General features: G+C 63.3%; 17 protein-coding genes. 13 read left to right on the top strand and 4 right to left on the bottom strand.

What is annotated here, in order from left to right:
* The 6 genes from lptB to H4V98_RS04295 all read left to right on the top strand — a co-directional run bounded on the left by lptB (window position 1) and on the right by H4V98_RS04295 (window position 5,591).
* Window positions 1–798, top strand: a complete 798-nt coding sequence (gene lptB / locus H4V98_RS04320) for an LPS export ABC transporter ATP-binding protein (protein ID WP_196864288.1) — start codon at window positions 1–3, stop codon at window positions 796–798.
* A 181-nt stretch (window positions 799–979) separates the two neighbouring features.
* On the top strand, window positions 980–2,530 hold the full coding sequence (locus tag H4V98_RS04315) for an RNA polymerase factor sigma-54 (protein ID WP_196864289.1): 1,551 nt from the start codon (window positions 980–982) through the stop codon (window positions 2,528–2,530).
* 476 nt (window positions 2,531–3,006) lie between these two features.
* Window positions 3,007–4,413, top strand: a complete 1,407-nt coding sequence (locus H4V98_RS04310) for a THUMP domain-containing protein (protein WP_196864290.1) — start codon at window positions 3,007–3,009, stop codon at window positions 4,411–4,413.
* On the top strand, window positions 4,413–4,880 hold the full coding sequence (locus H4V98_RS04305) for a putative toxin-antitoxin system toxin component, PIN family (RefSeq protein ID WP_196864291.1): 468 nt from the start codon (window positions 4,413–4,415) through the stop codon (window positions 4,878–4,880). Before H4V98_RS04310 ends, H4V98_RS04305 begins: the two co-directional genes overlap by 1 nt.
* A gap of 169 nt (window positions 4,881–5,049) precedes the next feature.
* The gene (locus tag H4V98_RS04300) at window positions 5,050–5,304 is read left to right on the top strand and encodes a hypothetical protein (RefSeq protein ID WP_196864292.1); all 255 of its coding nucleotides are present in this window, start codon (window positions 5,050–5,052) and stop codon (window positions 5,302–5,304) included.
* A complete protein-coding gene (locus H4V98_RS04295; RefSeq protein WP_196864293.1) occupies window positions 5,301–5,591 on the top strand; it encodes a hypothetical protein in 291 nt (96 codons plus the stop codon). The genes H4V98_RS04300 and H4V98_RS04295 overlap by 4 nt, the downstream gene beginning before the upstream one ends.
* 133 nt (window positions 5,592–5,724) lie before the next feature.
* On the opposite strand, the gene H4V98_RS04290 is transcribed toward H4V98_RS04295, so the two are convergent.
* The gene (locus H4V98_RS04290) at window positions 5,725–7,455 is read right to left on the bottom strand and encodes an FMN-binding glutamate synthase family protein (protein WP_196864294.1); all 1,731 of its coding nucleotides are present in this window, start codon (window positions 7,453–7,455) and stop codon (window positions 5,725–5,727) included.
* 121 nt (window positions 7,456–7,576) lie between these two features.
* Here H4V98_RS04290 and H4V98_RS04285 point away from each other — a divergent pair, with 121 nt between their 5' ends.
* The 3 genes from H4V98_RS04285 to H4V98_RS04275 all read left to right on the top strand — a co-directional run bounded on the left by H4V98_RS04285 (window position 7,577) and on the right by H4V98_RS04275 (window position 9,038).
* A complete protein-coding gene (locus tag H4V98_RS04285) occupies window positions 7,577–8,398 on the top strand; it encodes a UPF0149 family protein (protein WP_196864295.1) in 822 nt (273 codons plus the stop codon).
* A 191-nt stretch (window positions 8,399–8,589) separates the two neighbouring features.
* A complete protein-coding gene (locus H4V98_RS04280) occupies window positions 8,590–8,784 on the top strand; it encodes a DUF3606 domain-containing protein (RefSeq protein WP_196864296.1) in 195 nt (64 codons plus the stop codon).
* Complete coding sequence (locus H4V98_RS04275; protein ID WP_196864297.1) at window positions 8,781–9,038, top strand: hypothetical protein; 258 nt, start codon at window positions 8,781–8,783, stop codon at window positions 9,036–9,038. The genes H4V98_RS04280 and H4V98_RS04275 overlap by 4 nt, the downstream gene beginning before the upstream one ends.
* A 139-nt stretch (window positions 9,039–9,177) precedes the next feature.
* On the opposite strand, the gene H4V98_RS04270 is transcribed toward H4V98_RS04275, so the two are convergent.
* The gene (locus H4V98_RS04270) at window positions 9,178–9,669 is read right to left on the bottom strand and encodes a nuclear transport factor 2 family protein (protein ID WP_196864298.1); all 492 of its coding nucleotides are present in this window, start codon (window positions 9,667–9,669) and stop codon (window positions 9,178–9,180) included.
* 485 nt (window positions 9,670–10,154) lie between these two features.
* Between H4V98_RS04270 and H4V98_RS04265 the strand changes: the two genes are divergently transcribed.
* Window positions 10,155–10,985 (top strand): restriction endonuclease, encoded by an 831-nt coding sequence (locus H4V98_RS04265; RefSeq protein WP_196864299.1) that lies wholly within the window; start codon window positions 10,155–10,157, stop codon window positions 10,983–10,985.
* 134 nt (window positions 10,986–11,119) lie between these two features.
* Here the strand turns inward: H4V98_RS04265 and H4V98_RS04260 are convergent, their stop codons facing one another.
* Together H4V98_RS04260 and H4V98_RS04255 are read right to left on the bottom strand one after the other, a co-directional pair.
* The gene (locus tag H4V98_RS04260) at window positions 11,120–12,160 is read right to left on the bottom strand and encodes a catalase family peroxidase (protein ID WP_196864300.1); all 1,041 of its coding nucleotides are present in this window, start codon (window positions 12,158–12,160) and stop codon (window positions 11,120–11,122) included.
* 125 nt (window positions 12,161–12,285) lie between these two features.
* A complete protein-coding gene (locus tag H4V98_RS04255) occupies window positions 12,286–12,795 on the bottom strand; it encodes a MarR family transcriptional regulator (protein ID WP_196864301.1) in 510 nt (169 codons plus the stop codon).
* Between the two features lie 331 nt (window positions 12,796–13,126).
* On the opposite strand from H4V98_RS04255, the gene H4V98_RS04250 reads away from it, so the two are divergent.
* Genes H4V98_RS04250 through H4V98_RS04240 form a run of 3 tightly spaced genes read left to right on the top strand, consistent with a single transcriptional unit; the run spans window position 13,127 to window position 15,641 of the window.
* Window positions 13,127–13,318: a 4-oxalocrotonate tautomerase gene (locus H4V98_RS04250; protein ID WP_196864302.1), complete on the top strand. Its 192-nt coding sequence runs from the start codon at window positions 13,127–13,129 to the stop codon at window positions 13,316–13,318.
* 19 nt (window positions 13,319–13,337) lie between these two features.
* A complete protein-coding gene (locus tag H4V98_RS04245) occupies window positions 13,338–14,822 on the top strand; it encodes a DHA2 family efflux MFS transporter permease subunit (RefSeq protein WP_231374822.1) in 1,485 nt (494 codons plus the stop codon).
* Between the two features lie 3 nt (window positions 14,823–14,825).
* Window positions 14,826–15,641: a class II glutamine amidotransferase gene (locus H4V98_RS04240; RefSeq protein WP_196864303.1), complete on the top strand. Its 816-nt coding sequence runs from the start codon at window positions 14,826–14,828 to the stop codon at window positions 15,639–15,641.
* Window positions 15,642–15,653 lie beyond the last annotated feature (12 nt).

Here is a 15,653-nt window from a genome sequence, read left to right as displayed (position 1 = left end):
ATGAGTGCAACGATACAAACGGCGCCTGCGCGAGACGGCGCCGTGCGCCTTGACACGCCCAGCAGCCTGGTGGCGCAGGGACTGCGAAAATCCTACGGCAGCCGGCTGGTGGTGCAGGACGTGTCGCTGTCGGTGAAAAAAGGCGAGGTTGTCGGCCTGCTGGGCCCGAATGGCGCAGGCAAGACCACGTCGTTTTACATGATCGTCGGCTTGGTGCGCGCCGACGCCGGCCAGATTTCCATCGACGGCCAGCCGGTCGAGCACATGCCGATCCACCTGCGTGCGCGCCTGGGCCTGAGCTATCTGCCGCAGGAAGCGTCGATTTTCCGCAAGCTCAGCGTGCAGGAAAATGTGCGCGCCGTTCTGGAGCTGCAGCGCGATGCCGCTGGCAAGCCGCTGAGCCGCACCGAGCTCGAGTCGCGGCTCGATGCGCTGCTCAAGGACCTGCGCGTGAGCCATCTGCGCGACTCGCCGGCCTTGTCGCTGTCCGGCGGCGAGCGACGCCGCGTCGAGATTGCCCGCGCCTTGGCCACCCAGCCGCGCTTCATCCTGCTGGACGAGCCGTTTGCCGGCATCGACCCGATTGCCGTGATCGAGATCCAGCGCATCATCGGTTTTCTCAAGTCGCGCGGCATCGGCGTGCTGATCACCGACCACAACGTGCGCGAGACACTGGGCATTTGCGACCATGCCTACATCATCAGCGACGGCCATGTGCTGGCCAACGGCACGCCGGCCGAGATCGTGAGCAACACCGAAGTGCGCAGGGTCTACCTCGGCGAACACTTCAAAATGTGAGTATGGCCCCCACGCTTGTCACTTCGTGTACTGCGCTGCCCCCCCGGGGGGCCGCCCCGCCTGCAGTCCGGAAAAGCCGGTCCTGCGGCCGGTACTGGCACGGGCGGGAAGGCCATGCCGAAGCCATGCCAGCCCCCTCAGGGGGCAGCGAACCACGCGAAGCGGGGAGCGTGGGGGCTTTATGAAACAAGGGCTGTCCCTTCGCGTTTCACAACATCTGGCGCTCACGCCGCAACTGCAACAGTCCATCAGGCTGTTGCAACTCTCGACGCTGGAGCTGAGCCAGGAAGTCGAGCAGATGCTCGATGAAAATCCTTTTCTCGAACTGGCGGACGACAGTGCGCCGCGCGAGGAATTTGGCTTGGAGCACATCGACACCCCGGTCAGCCAGGACAGCCGTGAATTTGAGTCCGCTACGGATTCAATAGCTATCAACACAGACACAGCAAGCGCCAGCACCTCAAAAGAGTCTGAAACCACGGCAGAGGCCGGCACCGAGGCGGCGCTGGAGGAAAGCTGGGACGGCGATGGCTCGGTTGAGTCCTCGCCTGACGACAGCGAATGGGGCGGCGACGCGCCGGCGCGCAAGAACAACCTGGAGGACAGCGACGCCGAAGCGTCCGACCTGACCGGCGCGCACGAGTCGCTGCAAGACCATCTGCACCGGCAGGCGCTCGGCCTGCGCTTGTCCGAACTCGACCGCGCCGCCCTGCACTTCCTGATCGAGTCGCTCAATGACGATGGCTACCTGGAAGACAGTCTGGCGTCGCTGGCGGCCGGACTGGCCAGCGACCACCCGGAGCAGGCCGAAGAACTGGCGCAGCAGTTCGCCATCGCCCTGCAGCTGCTCCAGCACATGGAGCCCGCCGGCGTCGGCGCGCGCACCCTGGCCGAATGCCTGCGGCTGCAACTGCTCGAAAGCAAGAACAGCATCGAGTCGCGCGCCGCCCTGGCGATCTGCCAGCAGCCCATGGAACTGCTGGCCAAGCGCGATGTGAAACGCCTGTCGCTGCTGTGCAAGTGCCCGGAAGAGGTCATCAAGGGTGCGATTGGCCTGATCGCCCGGCTTGACCCCAAGCCGGGCCGGCGCTTTGCCAATGTCGAACGCAACCTGATCGTTCCCGACGTGCTGGTCGTCAAGGCCGGCCGGGGCTTCAAGGTCACGCTGAACAGCGACGTCATGCCCCGGCTTCGGGTCCATGACATCTACGCCAGTGCCTTGCGCCAGCATGGCGGCAAGGGCGGCGGCCCCGCGCTGCAGCAGCGGCTGCAGGAAGCGCGCTGGTTCATCAAGAACATCCAGCAGCGGTTCGACACCATCCTGCGCGTCAGCAACGCCATCGTCGAGCGGCAGAAAAACTTCTTCATCCACGGCGAACTCGCCATGCGGCCCTTGGTGCTGCGCGAAATCGCCGACGAGCTGGGCCTGCACGAATCGACCATTTCGCGCGTCACCACCGCCAAGTACATGGGCACGCCGTTTGGCACTTTCGAGCTGAAGTATTTCTTTGGCTCCGGGCTGGGCACCGAAAGCGGCGGCAATGCGTCCAGCACAGCGGTACGCGCGCTCATCAAGCAGTTCATAGCAATCGAAAGCCCGAAAAAGCCGCTCAGCGACAGCCAGATTTCAGAAATGCTCAAGGAACAAGGCATTGAATGCGCCCGCCGCACGGTGGCCAAGTACCGAGAAGCGCTGCGCATTGCGCCAACAAATTTGCGCAAAACCCTGTAGATGTCGCCCCCACGGTCGTTCGCTTCGCGTAACTCCCTGCCCCCCGAGGGGGCCGCTGCGCCTGCGGTCTGGCGAAGCCAGTCCCGCGGCCCCTGCTGGTGGGGGATGTGGCCCCCACGGTCGTTCGCTTCGCGTAACTCCCTGCCCCCCGAGGAAGCCGCTGCGCCTGCGGTCTGGCGAAGCCAGTTCCGCAGCCCCTGCTGGTGGGGGATGTGGCCCCCACGGTCGTTCGCTTCGCGTAACTCCCTGCCCCCCGAGGGGGCCGCTGCGCCTGCGGTCTGGCGAAGCCAGTCCCGCGGCCCCTGCTGGTGGGGGATGTGGCCCTCACGGTCGTTCGCTGCGCCTGCGGTCTGTTGAAGCCAGTTCCCGGACTCCCTGTTCAAATACTTTCTATCCGTTCGCCCTGATGTAGCCAGGGGCTCTCATCCAACCCCGCTGCGGCGCCGCACGTTGCGCCCGGCAAAGTGACCTAACTTATGAACCAACTCCAACTTTTCCTTCCCTGCGCCGCTGGTGTCGAGAACCTGCTGGCCGCCGAAGTCCAGCGCATCACCGGCATCGAAGGCAAGGCCTGGCGCGCCGGCGTGCAGCTTCAGGCTTCCTGGCGCGAAGCGCTGCAGCTCAACCTGCACAGCCGGCTGGCCCAGCGCGTGCTGATCGAGCTGCAGCATGGCCAGTACCGCAGCGAGCAGGACCTGTATAACGCTGCGGCCAGCGTCGCCTGGGAAGTCTGGTTCACGCCCGCGCAGACCTTCAAGGTCGAGATCACCGCCCAGCACAGCCCGCTGCAAAGCCTGAACTTTGCCGCGCTGAAGATCAAGGACGCGATTGCCGACCGCTTCCGGCACAAGTTCAATGACGTGCGCCCGAGCGTTGACACGCGCTGGCCCGACGTGCGCGTGTATGTCCACCTGACCACCGAAACAGTGACGATCTACATCGATACTTCGGGCGAGCCACTGTTCAAGCGCGGCTGGCGCGAGGACAAGGGCGATGCGCCGCTGAAGGAAACGCTGGCCGCCGCGATGATTGCCGCCAGCGGCTGGGACGCCCAGTGCAGGCAAGGCGTGCCGCTGTACGACCCGTGCTGCGGCTCGGGCACCATCGCCATCGAGGCAGCGCAAATCGCCTGCAACATCGCGCCGGGCATCAACCGCCGCTTTGCCTTCCAGAAATACCTGCCCTTTCAGGGCCACGTTTGGGAAGGCCTGCTCGACCAGGCCGAAGCGGCGATCACCGAACCCACCGCGCCGGTGTTCGGCAGCGACGTATCTTTCCGCATGGTTGACTTTGCCGAGCGCAATGCCGAGCGCGCCGGCGTGGCCAATGCGGTGCAGTTTCGCGGTGGCGACGCGCTGCAGCGCATGCCCCCCGCACCCAGCGGTGTGATGCTGGTGAACCCGCCGTATGGCGAGCGCATCGACGTGGCGGGTGTGGCCGGCACCAGCGGCGTGCAGCAGCGCGAGCAGCGGCGTTCGCAGTTCCAGGGCCAGAGCGTCGATGAATTCGGCCAGCCGCTGGTTCGCCCCGAGCGTGACATGCGTTCAGGCCGCGACGAGCGCAACGACCGCGACAGCCGCGAGGAAAGCGGCTTCGAGCCACCGCGCGACCGCTCGGCCAATCCCGGCCGCGAGCAGGCGCAAAACGCCTGGGGCGAGGAAGCCTCGGACTTCTTCCCGCAACTTGCCACGCACTGGAAGAAAAACTACGCCGGCTGGACCGCCCACCTGCTCACGCCCGACCTGAAGCTGCCGAACAAGATGCGCCTGAAGGAGTCGCGCCGCGTGCCGATGTGGAACGGCCCGATCGAATGCCGGCTGTTCCGCTTCGACATGGTCGCCGGCTCGGCGCGCGGCAAGCCAGCTGATGCGCCCAAAGCGTGATGCTGAAGGCGGATGCAGCGCAGGATGATGCAGGGGTCGCGCCATTGCCGGCCGATGCGCCCAGGCAGCCGGTCGTCATCGACACCAACATCATTCTGGACATCTTCGTTTTCGCCGATGCCGCCGCGAAACCGATCAAGAAAGCGCTGGAAACCGGCGAACTCGACTGGATTGCCACCCAGCCGATGCGCGACGAACTCGCCCGCGTGCTGGACTACCCGCAGATCGTGCCGCGCCTGGCGTTCTACCGGCTCAGCGCCGGCGACGTGCTGGCCGCGTTCGACCGCCACGCCCGCCTGCTCGACGTTGCCGTCAAGGCGCGCCTGAACTGCAGCGACCCGGACGACCAGAAGTTCATCGACCTGGCCGTGGCCGGCCAGACCCTGCTGCTGAGCAAGGACCGGCATGTGCTTTCGATGTCAAAAAGGCTGCTCGCGCATGGTGTTCGGGCGCAGATAGCTATTTAATTCATAGCAAACTGGAAAACTGCCGTGATCTGGTTCAAGGCCTTGTTTCGTGCCTCCAAGGGCAGGAGAAACCAGACCTGCAGCGCAGGATTATCGTGGATAGCCGGCTTTACAATGTGATTTATCGTATTATTTAGCGTACGATAAATCCATTTTCAGGAGTTCCTGCATGTCCCGCATCAGCGCCAACGACTTAAAAACCAAAGGCATTTCCGCCATTGAGCTGGCGCTCAGTTCGGCGCCCGAGGCCATGGTGTCGGTTCGCGGCAAGGACCGGTTTGTAGTGATGGATATCGCGCACTACCATTACCTGCGCGAATGCGAACTGGATGCGGCGCTGGCCCAGACCCGCGCCGACCTGGCCGCCGGGCGGGTGGTCCAGGAGTCGCCGGCCGCGCACCTGGCTCGCCTGGATTCACTGTGAATTTGCCAAGACAGCCCTTTTCCCTGGTTTTCACCGAGCACTACAACCGCCGCGCCGCTCGGTTTCTGAAGCAGCATCCCGATTTACGCCAGCATTACCTGAAGACCTTGCAGTTGCTGGAGGCCAATCCGTTTCACCCTTCGCTGCGCCTGCATGCCTTGCGCGGAAAGTTTGAAGGGCTGCATTCGGTGTCCATCAACCTGTCCTACCGCATCACGCTGGAACTGCTGATCCAGGACGGGCAAATCATTCCAGTGAACCTGGGTGACCATGACGCAGTTTACTGAGTCCGTCATGCCTCAGTTCCCCGGAGGCCAAGCCATGAAAGCTTTCAATTACTTGTCAAAAACGTCGTTTGCATATATCCGGTGGGCACATGCAACTATTTAATCCATAGAAAACAAACTCGAACGCCAGCCTTCAGGCACGGGTCGCGGGCGCCGTGCCAGGCAGACCGCCCGCATGCAGCGGTGGCCCGCTGGCGCTGACCGCCGGGCGGCTGGCCTGAAAACTGTGCGCGCTGGCAATCGGCCAGTACAGGCGAAAGACCTTGGACTGCGCCTCGATCGGCCCCAGCAGCGCGCCGGGCTCGACCTGCAGGATCAGGTTGCTCAGCAGCCGCACCTCGGTGTCGGTCAGCCGGCGCACGATGTGGTGGGCATTGACCTCGCTCGGATGGTTCAGCCCGGCGGCCTGCACCAGTTCCTGCAGCGCATGCAGCGTGCTGCGGTGAAAGTTGCGCACCCGTTCGGCCTTGTCCGGTACCACCAGCGCCTGCTGGCGCAGCGGGTCCTGCGTGGTCACGCCGGTCGGGCAGCGGCCGGTGTGGCAGGTTTGCGCCTGGATGCAGCCCAGCGCCATCATGAAGCCACGCCCGGCGTTGCACCAGTCGGCGCCCAGCGCCATCAGGCGCACGATGTCGAAGGCGCTGGTGACCTTGCCGGCCGCGCCAATCGAGACGCGGCTGCGCAAATTGACACCAACCAGTGTGTTGTGCACCAGCAGCAGGCCTTCCTGCAGCGGCGCGCCGACATGGTCGCTGAATTCGAGCGGCGCCGCACCGGTGCCGCCCTCGGCACCATCGACGACGATGAAGTCCGGCGTGATGCCGGTCTCCAGCATCGCCTTGACGATGGCGAACCATTCCCACGGATGGCCGATGCACAGCTTGAAGCCGGTCGGCTTGCCGCCCGACAGGGTGCGCAGCCGGGCGATGAACCGCATCATCTCGACCGGCGTTGAAAACGCGCTGTGGCTGGCGGGCGAAATGCAGTCCTGGCCGACCGGCACGCCGCGCGCGGCCGCGATTTCTGCCGTCACCTTGGGGCCGGGCAGGATGCCGCCGTGGCCCGGCTTGGCGCCCTGGCTCATCTTCAGCTCGATCAGCTTGACCTGCGGGTCGGCGGCATTGGCGACGAAACGTTCTTCGCTGAAACTGCCGTCGTCGTTGCGGCAGCCAAAGTAGCCCGAGCCGATTTCCCAGATCAGGTCGCCCCCGTGGACCCGGTGGTGCGTCGAGATCGAGCCTTCGCCGGTGTCGTGCGCAAAGCCGCCCATCTTCGCGCCCTGGTTAAGCGCCAGGATGGCATTGGCCGACAGCGAACCAAAGCTCATGGCCGAGATGTTGAACACGCTGGCATGGTAGGGCTGGGTGCAGGGTTGGGCCGACACGCTGGGCTGGCCGGGCGAGCCGCCAATCCAGACGCGAAAGTCGTGTGTCGGCAACCTGGTCGGCACCATTGAATGGTTGACCCATTCGTAGCCCTGCCGGCCCACGTCCAGCTGCGTGCCGAACGGCCGGTTGTCGGGCTCACCCTTGGCCCGCTGATACACCAGCGAGCGCTGGGCGCGCGAGAACGGGGTGGCTTCGCTGTCACTCTCGAAGAAATACTGGCGGATTTCCGGGCGGATGTATTCCAACAAAAAACGCAGGTGGCCGATCACCGGGTAGTTGCGCAAAATCGCGTGCCGGGGCTGGCGCAGGTCGCGCAGTCCGAGCGCAGCCAACAAGGCGCAGGCCATCAAGGTCAGTGCCGCCAGCCAGCCGCCGTCCCACAGCGCCAGACGGGCCAGCGCCAGCAGCAGGCCGCACAAGGCCAGGCCAAGGGCAGCGTAACGGACGGGAATCGGGGTTTTCAAGCGCTGGGGCATAGGTAAATTTATGGGTGAGGCGCCCCTGGCGGGCGTAAAGGCGTAAAGGCTGACAGCGCAAAGGGCGCGGAAGCTACACTTTAATCATAAGAGCCTTGCCTAAGGCTCAGGACCGAACACCATGACACCCACCCCTGACCTTGACCCTTTGAAACCGCTGGACACGCCCTTTATGGAAACCGAGGCTTTTGACGAACTCGACGCCATTCTGGACGACCTGCGCAGCCGTTACGACGAAACGCCGCAGTGGGAATTTTGCGAAGGCTTCATGGCTGCCGTGATCTGCTCGCGCCGCCCGATTCCCGCCGACGAATACTTGGGCGTGTTGCTGGGCCTGCCGGTCGAGGGCGAGGAACCCGACGAGGACAGCGGCTCGTTTGCCAGCGAAGCGCAGCGTGAGCGCTTCGTGGCGCTGTGGGATCAGCGCTGGAACGAAGTTGCCACCGCGCTCGACGCCGAAGTCGATTCGCTCGAAGACGATGCCTGCTACCACCCTGAAGTCATGGACATTCGCGGCGTGGTGGCCGACCTGCCGCCCGAGGAACAGGCCGCGTTCGCCAAGGAAGACCTGCCCGCGTTCGCGCAGGTGTGGGCGCTGGGCTTCATGTTCGCGGTGGAAAGCTGGTCCGACGAATGGGCCGCCCCGCGCGACAAGGACGCCGCCAAGTGGCTCGACGGCGCGCTGCAGGCCGTCGTCGCCATGACCGAGGACGACACCGGCGCTTGCGAAATCTCGCCCCTGAGCGAGGAAGGCACGCCGAGCACCAGCATCGCCCGGCTGAATGCGTTCGGCGAGGCCATCTGGGCGGTGTACGACCTGCACGAACTGTGGAAAACCCTGGGCCCCAAGGTTGAAACGCTGCGCAAGGAAGCCACGCCGGGGCGCAACGAGCCGTGCTCCTGCGGCAGCGGAAAAAAATACAAGAAGTGCTGCGGGGCGTGACGCCAGGTTGAGGCGGCGTTTCGGGGGCTGCGGGATGTTGTGGCCGATGGTTAACCCCTTTATTAGGTCATTTGACCCATTGTTGTTGGCTGGTCTGGATTGCAAGCTCAAGGGGCAGTTTCTGACATGACGTGAAAACGCATTGCCAGAAGATTGAGCAGCTTCTTCATCAACCGCCAGGGAAAAAAATCATGCCATCCAACTCGCCAGGCTTTTTGCCAAATGTTCATGCGCCGTCCAACGAGCCGATCAACATCAATGAACCGGAATCGGTGAACTACTGGCTTACGGCCTTGCGCTGCAGCGAACTGGAGTTGCGCATGGCGGTGGCCGAGGTCGGAACGGGTGCGCGGGATGTCGGGACCGAACTGGGCCGGGCGCTATGACAGCGCGTTCGCAGATTTCCTCCGGCGTGCTCAATCTCCGGGTGGAGGAATCGTCGCCCGGACTTTTTTGCTGGATGGTCACGCAGCTGTCGGCGCAAGAGCAGGCCGGCGAGGTCTGCATCGACGCGTCGGACCATCCCTATCCTTCGCATGAAGCGGCGATGAGCGTGGGAACCGCTTGCCTGAAAGCCTACAGGACAGCGGCCGAAGGCCTGATGTCCATGCTTCCGTCAAGGCCCACCGCGCCGTTTTGAGCCCAGTGGGGCAGCTTGCTGAAGAACTGTGCTTCCCGAAAGTTGCGAGCCTTTGTAAAGGCAGCACCGCCAATCGGTGCTGTGCAAAGTCACTGGCTTTGCACAGCCATGAGATTTTTGCGTTGCCGGGGAGCAGGGCTCAACACTTGCCCGCTTGCAGGTAGTTGTCCAGGTTGACCCCCGCCTGACGCTTGACCATGGTGCGGAAAGACGGATTCCAGCCCAGCAGGATGCCGGGCAGCCCCAGTGCCTGACGCGACCAGGACCAGAAGTTGAAACGGTCGCGCTGGCGGGTGATCAAGCCCGAGTCGTTGAATTCAAAAACGCTCTCGACGACGTTGTGCACCTTGCGCCGGGCGGCGCTGAAACGGTAGTCGGATTCCCAGTGCGCCTTGCCCCGGCGGTCATCGGCTTGCAGGGCGTTGTAGCTGAGCTTCCAGTCCTCGCGATTTCTGGCCTGCGTGGCTTCGCACAGCATGCGCCACATGCCGCTGACCTGCGCGTGGCCGCTGAGGGAAAACACCTCGTCCTCGAACTGGACATCGGGCGCATAGCAGGCGGCCATGGCGTCGGCATCAAGGCGCGCGAAGGCGGCGTAGAAATGGTCGAGCCGGGTCTGGTTGGGATGCATGGTTTTCCTTGGGGCGAACTGCAGCGGGCGCGTGAAGAGTGTTTTTTTGACCGCCGTGGCGAACTCTAACCCAGTGGCCGGGCGCCTTGGCGGACCGCACTTTGCCGTTAATCGTTGTGCGCGCATTGACCGCCACTTGAACAGACGCCCCGATTTTTCTCTGCATGCACGACATGCTGGTCGGCGAACACCATCAGGCTGAGCGCCTCGGCTGTGTGACAAATAATTTTGACGCTATAAAAGATATAGCTGTTTACACTTGCGCCCTTTGGCCTGGAGGCTGATTTGATCTAAAATCATCGGCTTTTTCGCGCGCGCAATACATGTGCGCTTTCCCTTGATAGCCTGCGCGACCTGGCCAGCATCCAACGCGCCGGATTCAGATTTTCAACAAAAATCACCCCGATTTTTCGGGACAGTTGTGATCCATCCGGCACAGCCCCGGATTGCCCGCATTGATACTGAAAAGAGCCGAGAACCGAGCCATGGAGTTACGTGAAAAGCAGGGTTGGCCAAACACATTGATGGGGCTGGCCGCACGCCTGCCGTGGTGGTTGGGTCTGGCGCTGGCAGGGCTGACCTACCTGGGCCTGCACCACCTGGCGCAAAAACCGCTTGGCACCCTACAACTGGGGCAGTTGGGGGGCTTCGTCCTGTCGGCGGTAACGCACGGACTGGCGCTGGCGGGGCAATATCTGCTGCCGCTGTTTTTCGGCATTGGCGCGTTGTTGTCGGCCTTCCAGCGGGGCAAAGCCACGCGGCTGCATGCGGCGGCGGCCAGTCGCCCTGACGCCGTGGACAGCATGAACTGGCAGGAATTTGAAATCCTGGTGGGCGAATATTTCCGGCGCCAGGGTTACGGCGTGACGGACAACGGCGGTGGTGGCGCCGATGGCGGCGTGGACGTGGTGCTGCAAAGCGACGATGGCAGCCACCTGGTGCAATGCAAGCATTGGCGCGCCTTGCGGGTTGGCGTGCAGCCGGTCCGCGAGTTGTACGGCGTCATGGCGGCGCACGGCGCAACCAGCGGTTTTGTCGTCACCTCGGGGGAATTCACCGAGGACGCACAGCGCTTTGCCGACGGCCTGGCGCTGACGCTGATCAACGGATCTACCCTGCTGCGCGGCATCCGGGCACAGGCTGGCAGTGTCCTGGCAGCGGCAGCACCGGCCGACCTGTCCACGCCGGACTGCCCCGTGTGCGGCGCAGAGATGGTGCTCCGCCAGGCACGCAGCGGCGCCAATGCCGGCAAGCAGTTCTGGGGCTGCAGCCGCTATGCGCAAAACCATTGCCGGGGCACGCGGGAGTTGGATTGAAGCTTTGAAGGCGATGGTTGCACCATGCCAAACCAACACATTTTTTGAATAAGGTATGCGTTTTACCAAGTTCTGTTCACAGCCCCAACCCGCGAGAAAAGCCGACTGCCAGGGTCAACGCAACCGGCTTTGGTTTATTGCGCCCGCTGGCCGAAGCTGACAGCATAGGCAGGAAAACGTGCCTGCAGGATCGGATCGGCGGAAGCCTCGATACCGTCAGTCAGCGCTACCGGGTTGAACAACAGTGCTTTTTGTACCTTGACCTGGTCCTTGGCGGTGGTGGTCAGGCTGATGGTGCCAAGCTCCACCACTTTTCGGTCGGCCGGCCATGCAACCGTTGCGTCGTTGATCGTGTCGCCTTCTTGGGCCAGTTGCGCCAGCAGGCGGAATTTCGCCGGGCTTTTGGCGATACGCACGGGCAGTTCATCCATCAGGTAGTTGGGCAGTGCTTTTGCAGTGTCTTCTTTGCTCAAGGCATGCTCCCCCGCGACGGGAAGTATCTGGTAGCGCGCATAACGGCTGACGCCTTTGGCATTGGTGAATTTAAATGCATTGACCCCGTAGAAGGCCAGCGTTGCAAAGCTGTCGGGCGCCGGCCGTGGCGTACTGACCCATTTGGCCGCGGCAGGGTGGCTGGCAAGAAATTGCTCGACCGGCGTCGGTTTGGCAGCTGTCGGCCCACTTTGCGCATTCGCCTGCAAGAAGCTGAGAAAGTCTTCCGGTGTGGCAACAGGAAAGCTGTTGGCCGAAATGCTGACGATGTCCGTGCTGCTGCCATCGGGCAACTTGAAGCGGATGGCAATGCCATGCGGGCTGCCGTGCGGATCCGTGTCAGCCATCGTGGGCACGCCCGTGCCATTTGAAAAGCGCACCACCAGCGGTACGTCGTTGGTGCCGAAATGTGGCGCCCTGGACAGGGACGCGGCGGTCCTGGCCGGCGTGAAGTGCCCCTCCACGACAACGCCCTTGGCATGGTTCGCACGGTAGCCGGCGTGCGGTCCGCCTGACAGCTTGTTCAGCGCCTCCACCAGCGCGACCGGCAATGGCTTTTCGGGGGCCGGATTGTCTGCGGCAAAAGCCGTGGCAGACGCAGCAGCCAGTGCAACGGCCAGCAGTGCACCAGGCAGGTGACGAGCGATGGCGACAGGGGGGTAAAGGGAGTGTGTTGATTTCATATTTTTCCTATCAAAAAGGTGAAGGCAGGGATTTCAGCCTCAGCCCTCAGGCAGAGGCTGCTGCAGGTAGACCAAGAAGCGCTTGGCAGTGTTGGGAAATGGGTGCCGTCAACAGCAAAGCAGCCTTATTTGGACAGCCCGGCCCGGGACACGGCGGCAACGGTTTCAAGCAATGCGGCGCGCAGGTTTTGCAGGCTTTGCACCAGCGTCTGTCGCTGCGCTTGCGTGCATTGCGTGGCGCAGGCCACCTGGTCGTGAACCGCCTGCGCCTTGTGGCTCAACGCGGCGCCGCGGGCCGTCAGCGTGATCAGTACAGACCGGTCATCTTGCGGATTGCGCCGACGCAAAATCAGGTCAAGCGCAGTGAGTTTGCGTATCAAGGGGGTCAGCGTTCCGGAGTCAAGCGCCACGTGTTCGCAAAGCTGCCCCATGCTCAACTCGCGGTGCTCCCAAAGCGCCAGCATCACCAGGTACTGCGGGTAAGTAATGCCCAGCGTGACAAGCAAAGGCCGGTACACCTTGGTCATGGCCAGCGACGTGGAATACAACGCGAAACACAATTGTTGGTCCAGAGGCGGGCCAAAAGCCGCCAAATCGGCGTTTTTATCAACGTTTTCAGGTGAATTATTGGACATGAGCAGGTTGATAAAGAAACGTCAGAAAATTAAATAGTGAGAAAATTATTTCTAATGTATCAAATCATATTTGATACGATATAAATTCTTAAACCATTCAGTGGCAAAGGCCAACAAGACACAAAGCAACGTGAACCAGGTTTTTTTCGGGACCTGCATCCCGTTGACAATTGACCGGAACTTGTACGGCTCTGCTTTTTTTCAACGCAAAATTTTTGCAGGCAAGTTGCTGCAACGTTAGTGCTTGCGCTTAGGCTGAACATACGCGGAATAATGCAGGGCTTGCGCGCTGCCACGCCGTTAATCCATCAAAATCCATTCAAGGAAAACCATGCCCACTTACCACGTCGAAATGCTTGAAGGCCGCACGCTGGAGCAAAAGAAAAAACTGGTCGAGGCGATCACCCGCGTCAGTGTCGAGGTGCTGGGCGGCGAGCCAGGCTCGGTTGATGTTCTGATCACCGACGTCAAGCCTCAAAACTGGGCCACGGGCGGCAAACTCTGGTCGGAACCCAGAGACTGATGCCCGGCAAGAACCGCATTTGAACCCCCTGCCCCCGCCATCGTCCATCGCCGCCCTGCAGGCGCGCTTTGGTTCGCGCTATCGCTGGCTGCTGCTGGTTTCCGTGATGGTCGGCATCATGGCGTCGATCATGTCGTCGACCATCGTCAATGTGGCGATTCCCGACATGAGCCATCACTTTTCGCTCGGCCAGGGCCGCGCGCAATGGGTCACCTCGGGCTTCATGGTCGCCATGACGGTGTCCATGCTGACCACGCCGTGGCTGCTGGCGCGCTACGGCTACCGCCGCACCTATGTTGGCAGCATGCTGCTGCTGATGGCCGGCGGCATCGGCGGCGGCCTGGCCAGCGACTTCACGCTGGTGCTGGCCGCGCGCGTCGCCGAAGGGGTGGCGGCCGGCGTGGTGCAACCCATAGCGGCGATCATCATCATGCGCGCCTTCGGCACGCACGAACAGGGTCGGGCCAGCGGGCTGTTCGGCATGGGTGTGGTGCTGGCGCCGGCGCTGGGGCCCAGCGTGGGCGGGGTGCTGGTGGATCTGTACGGCTGGCGTTCGATTTTCTTCATGGTCGTGCCGCTGTGCCTGCTGTCGCTGTGGATGGCCTGCCGCTATGTGCCGGACAGCGCGCCCGGCGGCGTGGTGGCAGACCGCAAAGGCGCAATGATCGACTGGCGCGGCATGCTGCTGGCGGGCACCGGCACGCTGTGCCTGCTCAACGGCATGGTGGCGCTGCAAGGCCAGGGCAGCCACCCGCTGCAGGCGGCCCTGCTGCTGGGCGCCGCGCTGGCGCTGCTGGCCGGCTTCATTGGCTGGCAGCGGCGCATGCAGGCGACCGGCCGGGAGCCGCTGATGAACCTGTCACTGTTCGGCAACCGGCCCTTCGCCATGGGCAGTGTGGTGGCTTTTATCTACGGCACGGCGCTGTTCGGCTCGACCTATCTGCTGCCGGTGTACATGCAGCTGGGCCTGAATTTGTCGGCTTCGCATGCCGGAGCGGTGCTGCTGCCCGCCGGCATCGTGCTGGCCGCGACGATTGCCATCGTCGGCCGCCTGGCCGACCGGCAGCCGACCTGGCTGCTGGTTACCACTGGCCTGGGGCTGCTGGCCGTGTCGTTCGCGCTGATGATGACGCTCACGCTGAGTTCGGCGCTGTGGCTGCTGGCGCTGTGGGCAACGCTGGGGCGCATCGGGCTGGGCTTTATTTTGCCATCGCTGAACCTGGGATCGCTGCGGCCGCTGCCCCGGGAACTGGTGTCGCAAGGCGCCAGCGCCATCAGCTTTGTGCGCATGCTGGGCGGCGCAATTGGCGTCAGCCTGTGCGGTATCGTGCTCGAATGGCGGCTGGCGGTGCATGGCGATTCGCTGGCGGTGGCCGCCAGCAGCCCGGCGCGGCTGGCCGCTTTCAATGAATCGTTTTTGATGCTGGCCGCGCTGTGCGTGGTCGCCATGGCGGCGTCGTCGCAGCTTCGCGTGTCGCCGCCTGCCCCTTCCACCGGAGACTAGACCATGTGCCAGCTGCTCGGCATGAACTGCAACGCGCCCACCGACGTGACCTTCAGCTTTCGCGGTTTCGCGCAGCGCGGCGGCCGCACCGACCACCATGCCGACGGCTGGGGCATCGCCTTTTTTGAAGGCGACAGCAGCGTGGACGGCGCAGGCCACGACAAGGGACTGCGGCATTTCGTCGACCACCTGCCAGCCTGCGAGTCGCCGGTGGCCGAGCTGATTGCCAGCTACCCGATCAAGAGCCGCAACGTGATTGCGCACATCCGCAAGGCGACACAGGGCCGCGTGGCGCTGGAAAACTGCCACCCTTTTGTGCGCGAGCTGTGGGGCCGCTACTGGGTGTTTGCGCACAACGGCAATCTGGCCGATTTTTCACCGCGCCTGCACGGCAGCTTTCGGCCGGTGGGCACGACCGACAGCGAGCACGCCTTTTGCTGGATCATGCAGGAGCTGGCCAAGTCGCACGCCGACGTTCCCAGCGTGCGGGAATTGAGCATCACCCTGCGAGAGCTGGCAGCCCGGGCGGCAAAACACGGCACCTTCAATTTCCTGCTGAGCAATGGCCAGGCGCTCTGGGCGCATGCCTCGTCCAACCCCGGCTCACCGATCCTGTACTACGTTGAGCGCCGCCACCCGTTCGCTCATGCCACGCTCAGCGACGAAGACGTGAGCGTGAACTTTCAGGAACACACCCAGCCCACCGACCGGGTGGCCGTGGTGGTGACAGCGCCCCTCACCACCAACGAAACCTGGACCGCGTTTGCGCCGGGTGAACTCAAGGTGTTTGAAAACGGCGCGCTGCTGGCAGACGCCTGAACGCTGCGGTAG

This window comes from Polaromonas sp. CG_23.6, assembly GCF_029892315.1.
Classification (GTDB): Bacteria; Pseudomonadota; Gammaproteobacteria; order Burkholderiales; family Burkholderiaceae_C; genus Polaromonas.
Note: the sequence above shows the minus strand (reverse complement) of the source record. Positions and strands in the feature narration are given on the sequence as shown.

Excerpts from the sequence above, each read along its gene's own strand:
- lptB (WP_196864288.1), top strand. The coding sequence starts at position 1 with ATGAGTGCAACGATACAAACGGCGCCTGCGCGAGACGGCGCCGTGCGC.
- H4V98_RS04315 (WP_196864289.1), top strand. The coding sequence starts at position 980 with ATGAAACAAGGGCTGTCCCTTCGCGTTTCACAACATCTGGCGCTCACG.
- H4V98_RS04310 (WP_196864290.1), top strand. The coding sequence starts at position 3,007 with ATGAACCAACTCCAACTTTTCCTTCCCTGCGCCGCTGGTGTCGAGAAC.
- H4V98_RS04305 (WP_196864291.1), top strand. The coding sequence starts at position 4,413 with ATGCTGAAGGCGGATGCAGCGCAGGATGATGCAGGGGTCGCGCCATTG.
- H4V98_RS04300 (WP_196864292.1), top strand. The coding sequence starts at position 5,050 with ATGTCCCGCATCAGCGCCAACGACTTAAAAACCAAAGGCATTTCCGCC.
- H4V98_RS04290 (WP_196864294.1), bottom strand. The coding sequence starts at position 7,455 with ATGCCCCAGCGCTTGAAAACCCCGATTCCCGTCCGTTACGCTGCCCTT.
- H4V98_RS04285 (WP_196864295.1), top strand. The coding sequence starts at position 7,577 with ATGACACCCACCCCTGACCTTGACCCTTTGAAACCGCTGGACACGCCC.
- H4V98_RS04280 (WP_196864296.1), top strand. The coding sequence starts at position 8,590 with ATGCCATCCAACTCGCCAGGCTTTTTGCCAAATGTTCATGCGCCGTCC.
- H4V98_RS04275 (WP_196864297.1), top strand. The coding sequence starts at position 8,781 with ATGACAGCGCGTTCGCAGATTTCCTCCGGCGTGCTCAATCTCCGGGTG.
- H4V98_RS04270 (WP_196864298.1), bottom strand. The coding sequence starts at position 9,669 with ATGCATCCCAACCAGACCCGGCTCGACCATTTCTACGCCGCCTTCGCG.
- H4V98_RS04265 (WP_196864299.1), top strand. The coding sequence starts at position 10,155 with ATGGAGTTACGTGAAAAGCAGGGTTGGCCAAACACATTGATGGGGCTG.
- H4V98_RS04260 (WP_196864300.1), bottom strand. The coding sequence starts at position 12,160 with ATGAAATCAACACACTCCCTTTACCCCCCTGTCGCCATCGCTCGTCAC.
- H4V98_RS04255 (WP_196864301.1), bottom strand. The coding sequence starts at position 12,795 with ATGTCCAATAATTCACCTGAAAACGTTGATAAAAACGCCGATTTGGCG.
- H4V98_RS04250 (WP_196864302.1), top strand. The coding sequence starts at position 13,127 with ATGCCCACTTACCACGTCGAAATGCTTGAAGGCCGCACGCTGGAGCAA.
- H4V98_RS04240 (WP_196864303.1), top strand. The coding sequence starts at position 14,826 with ATGTGCCAGCTGCTCGGCATGAACTGCAACGCGCCCACCGACGTGACC.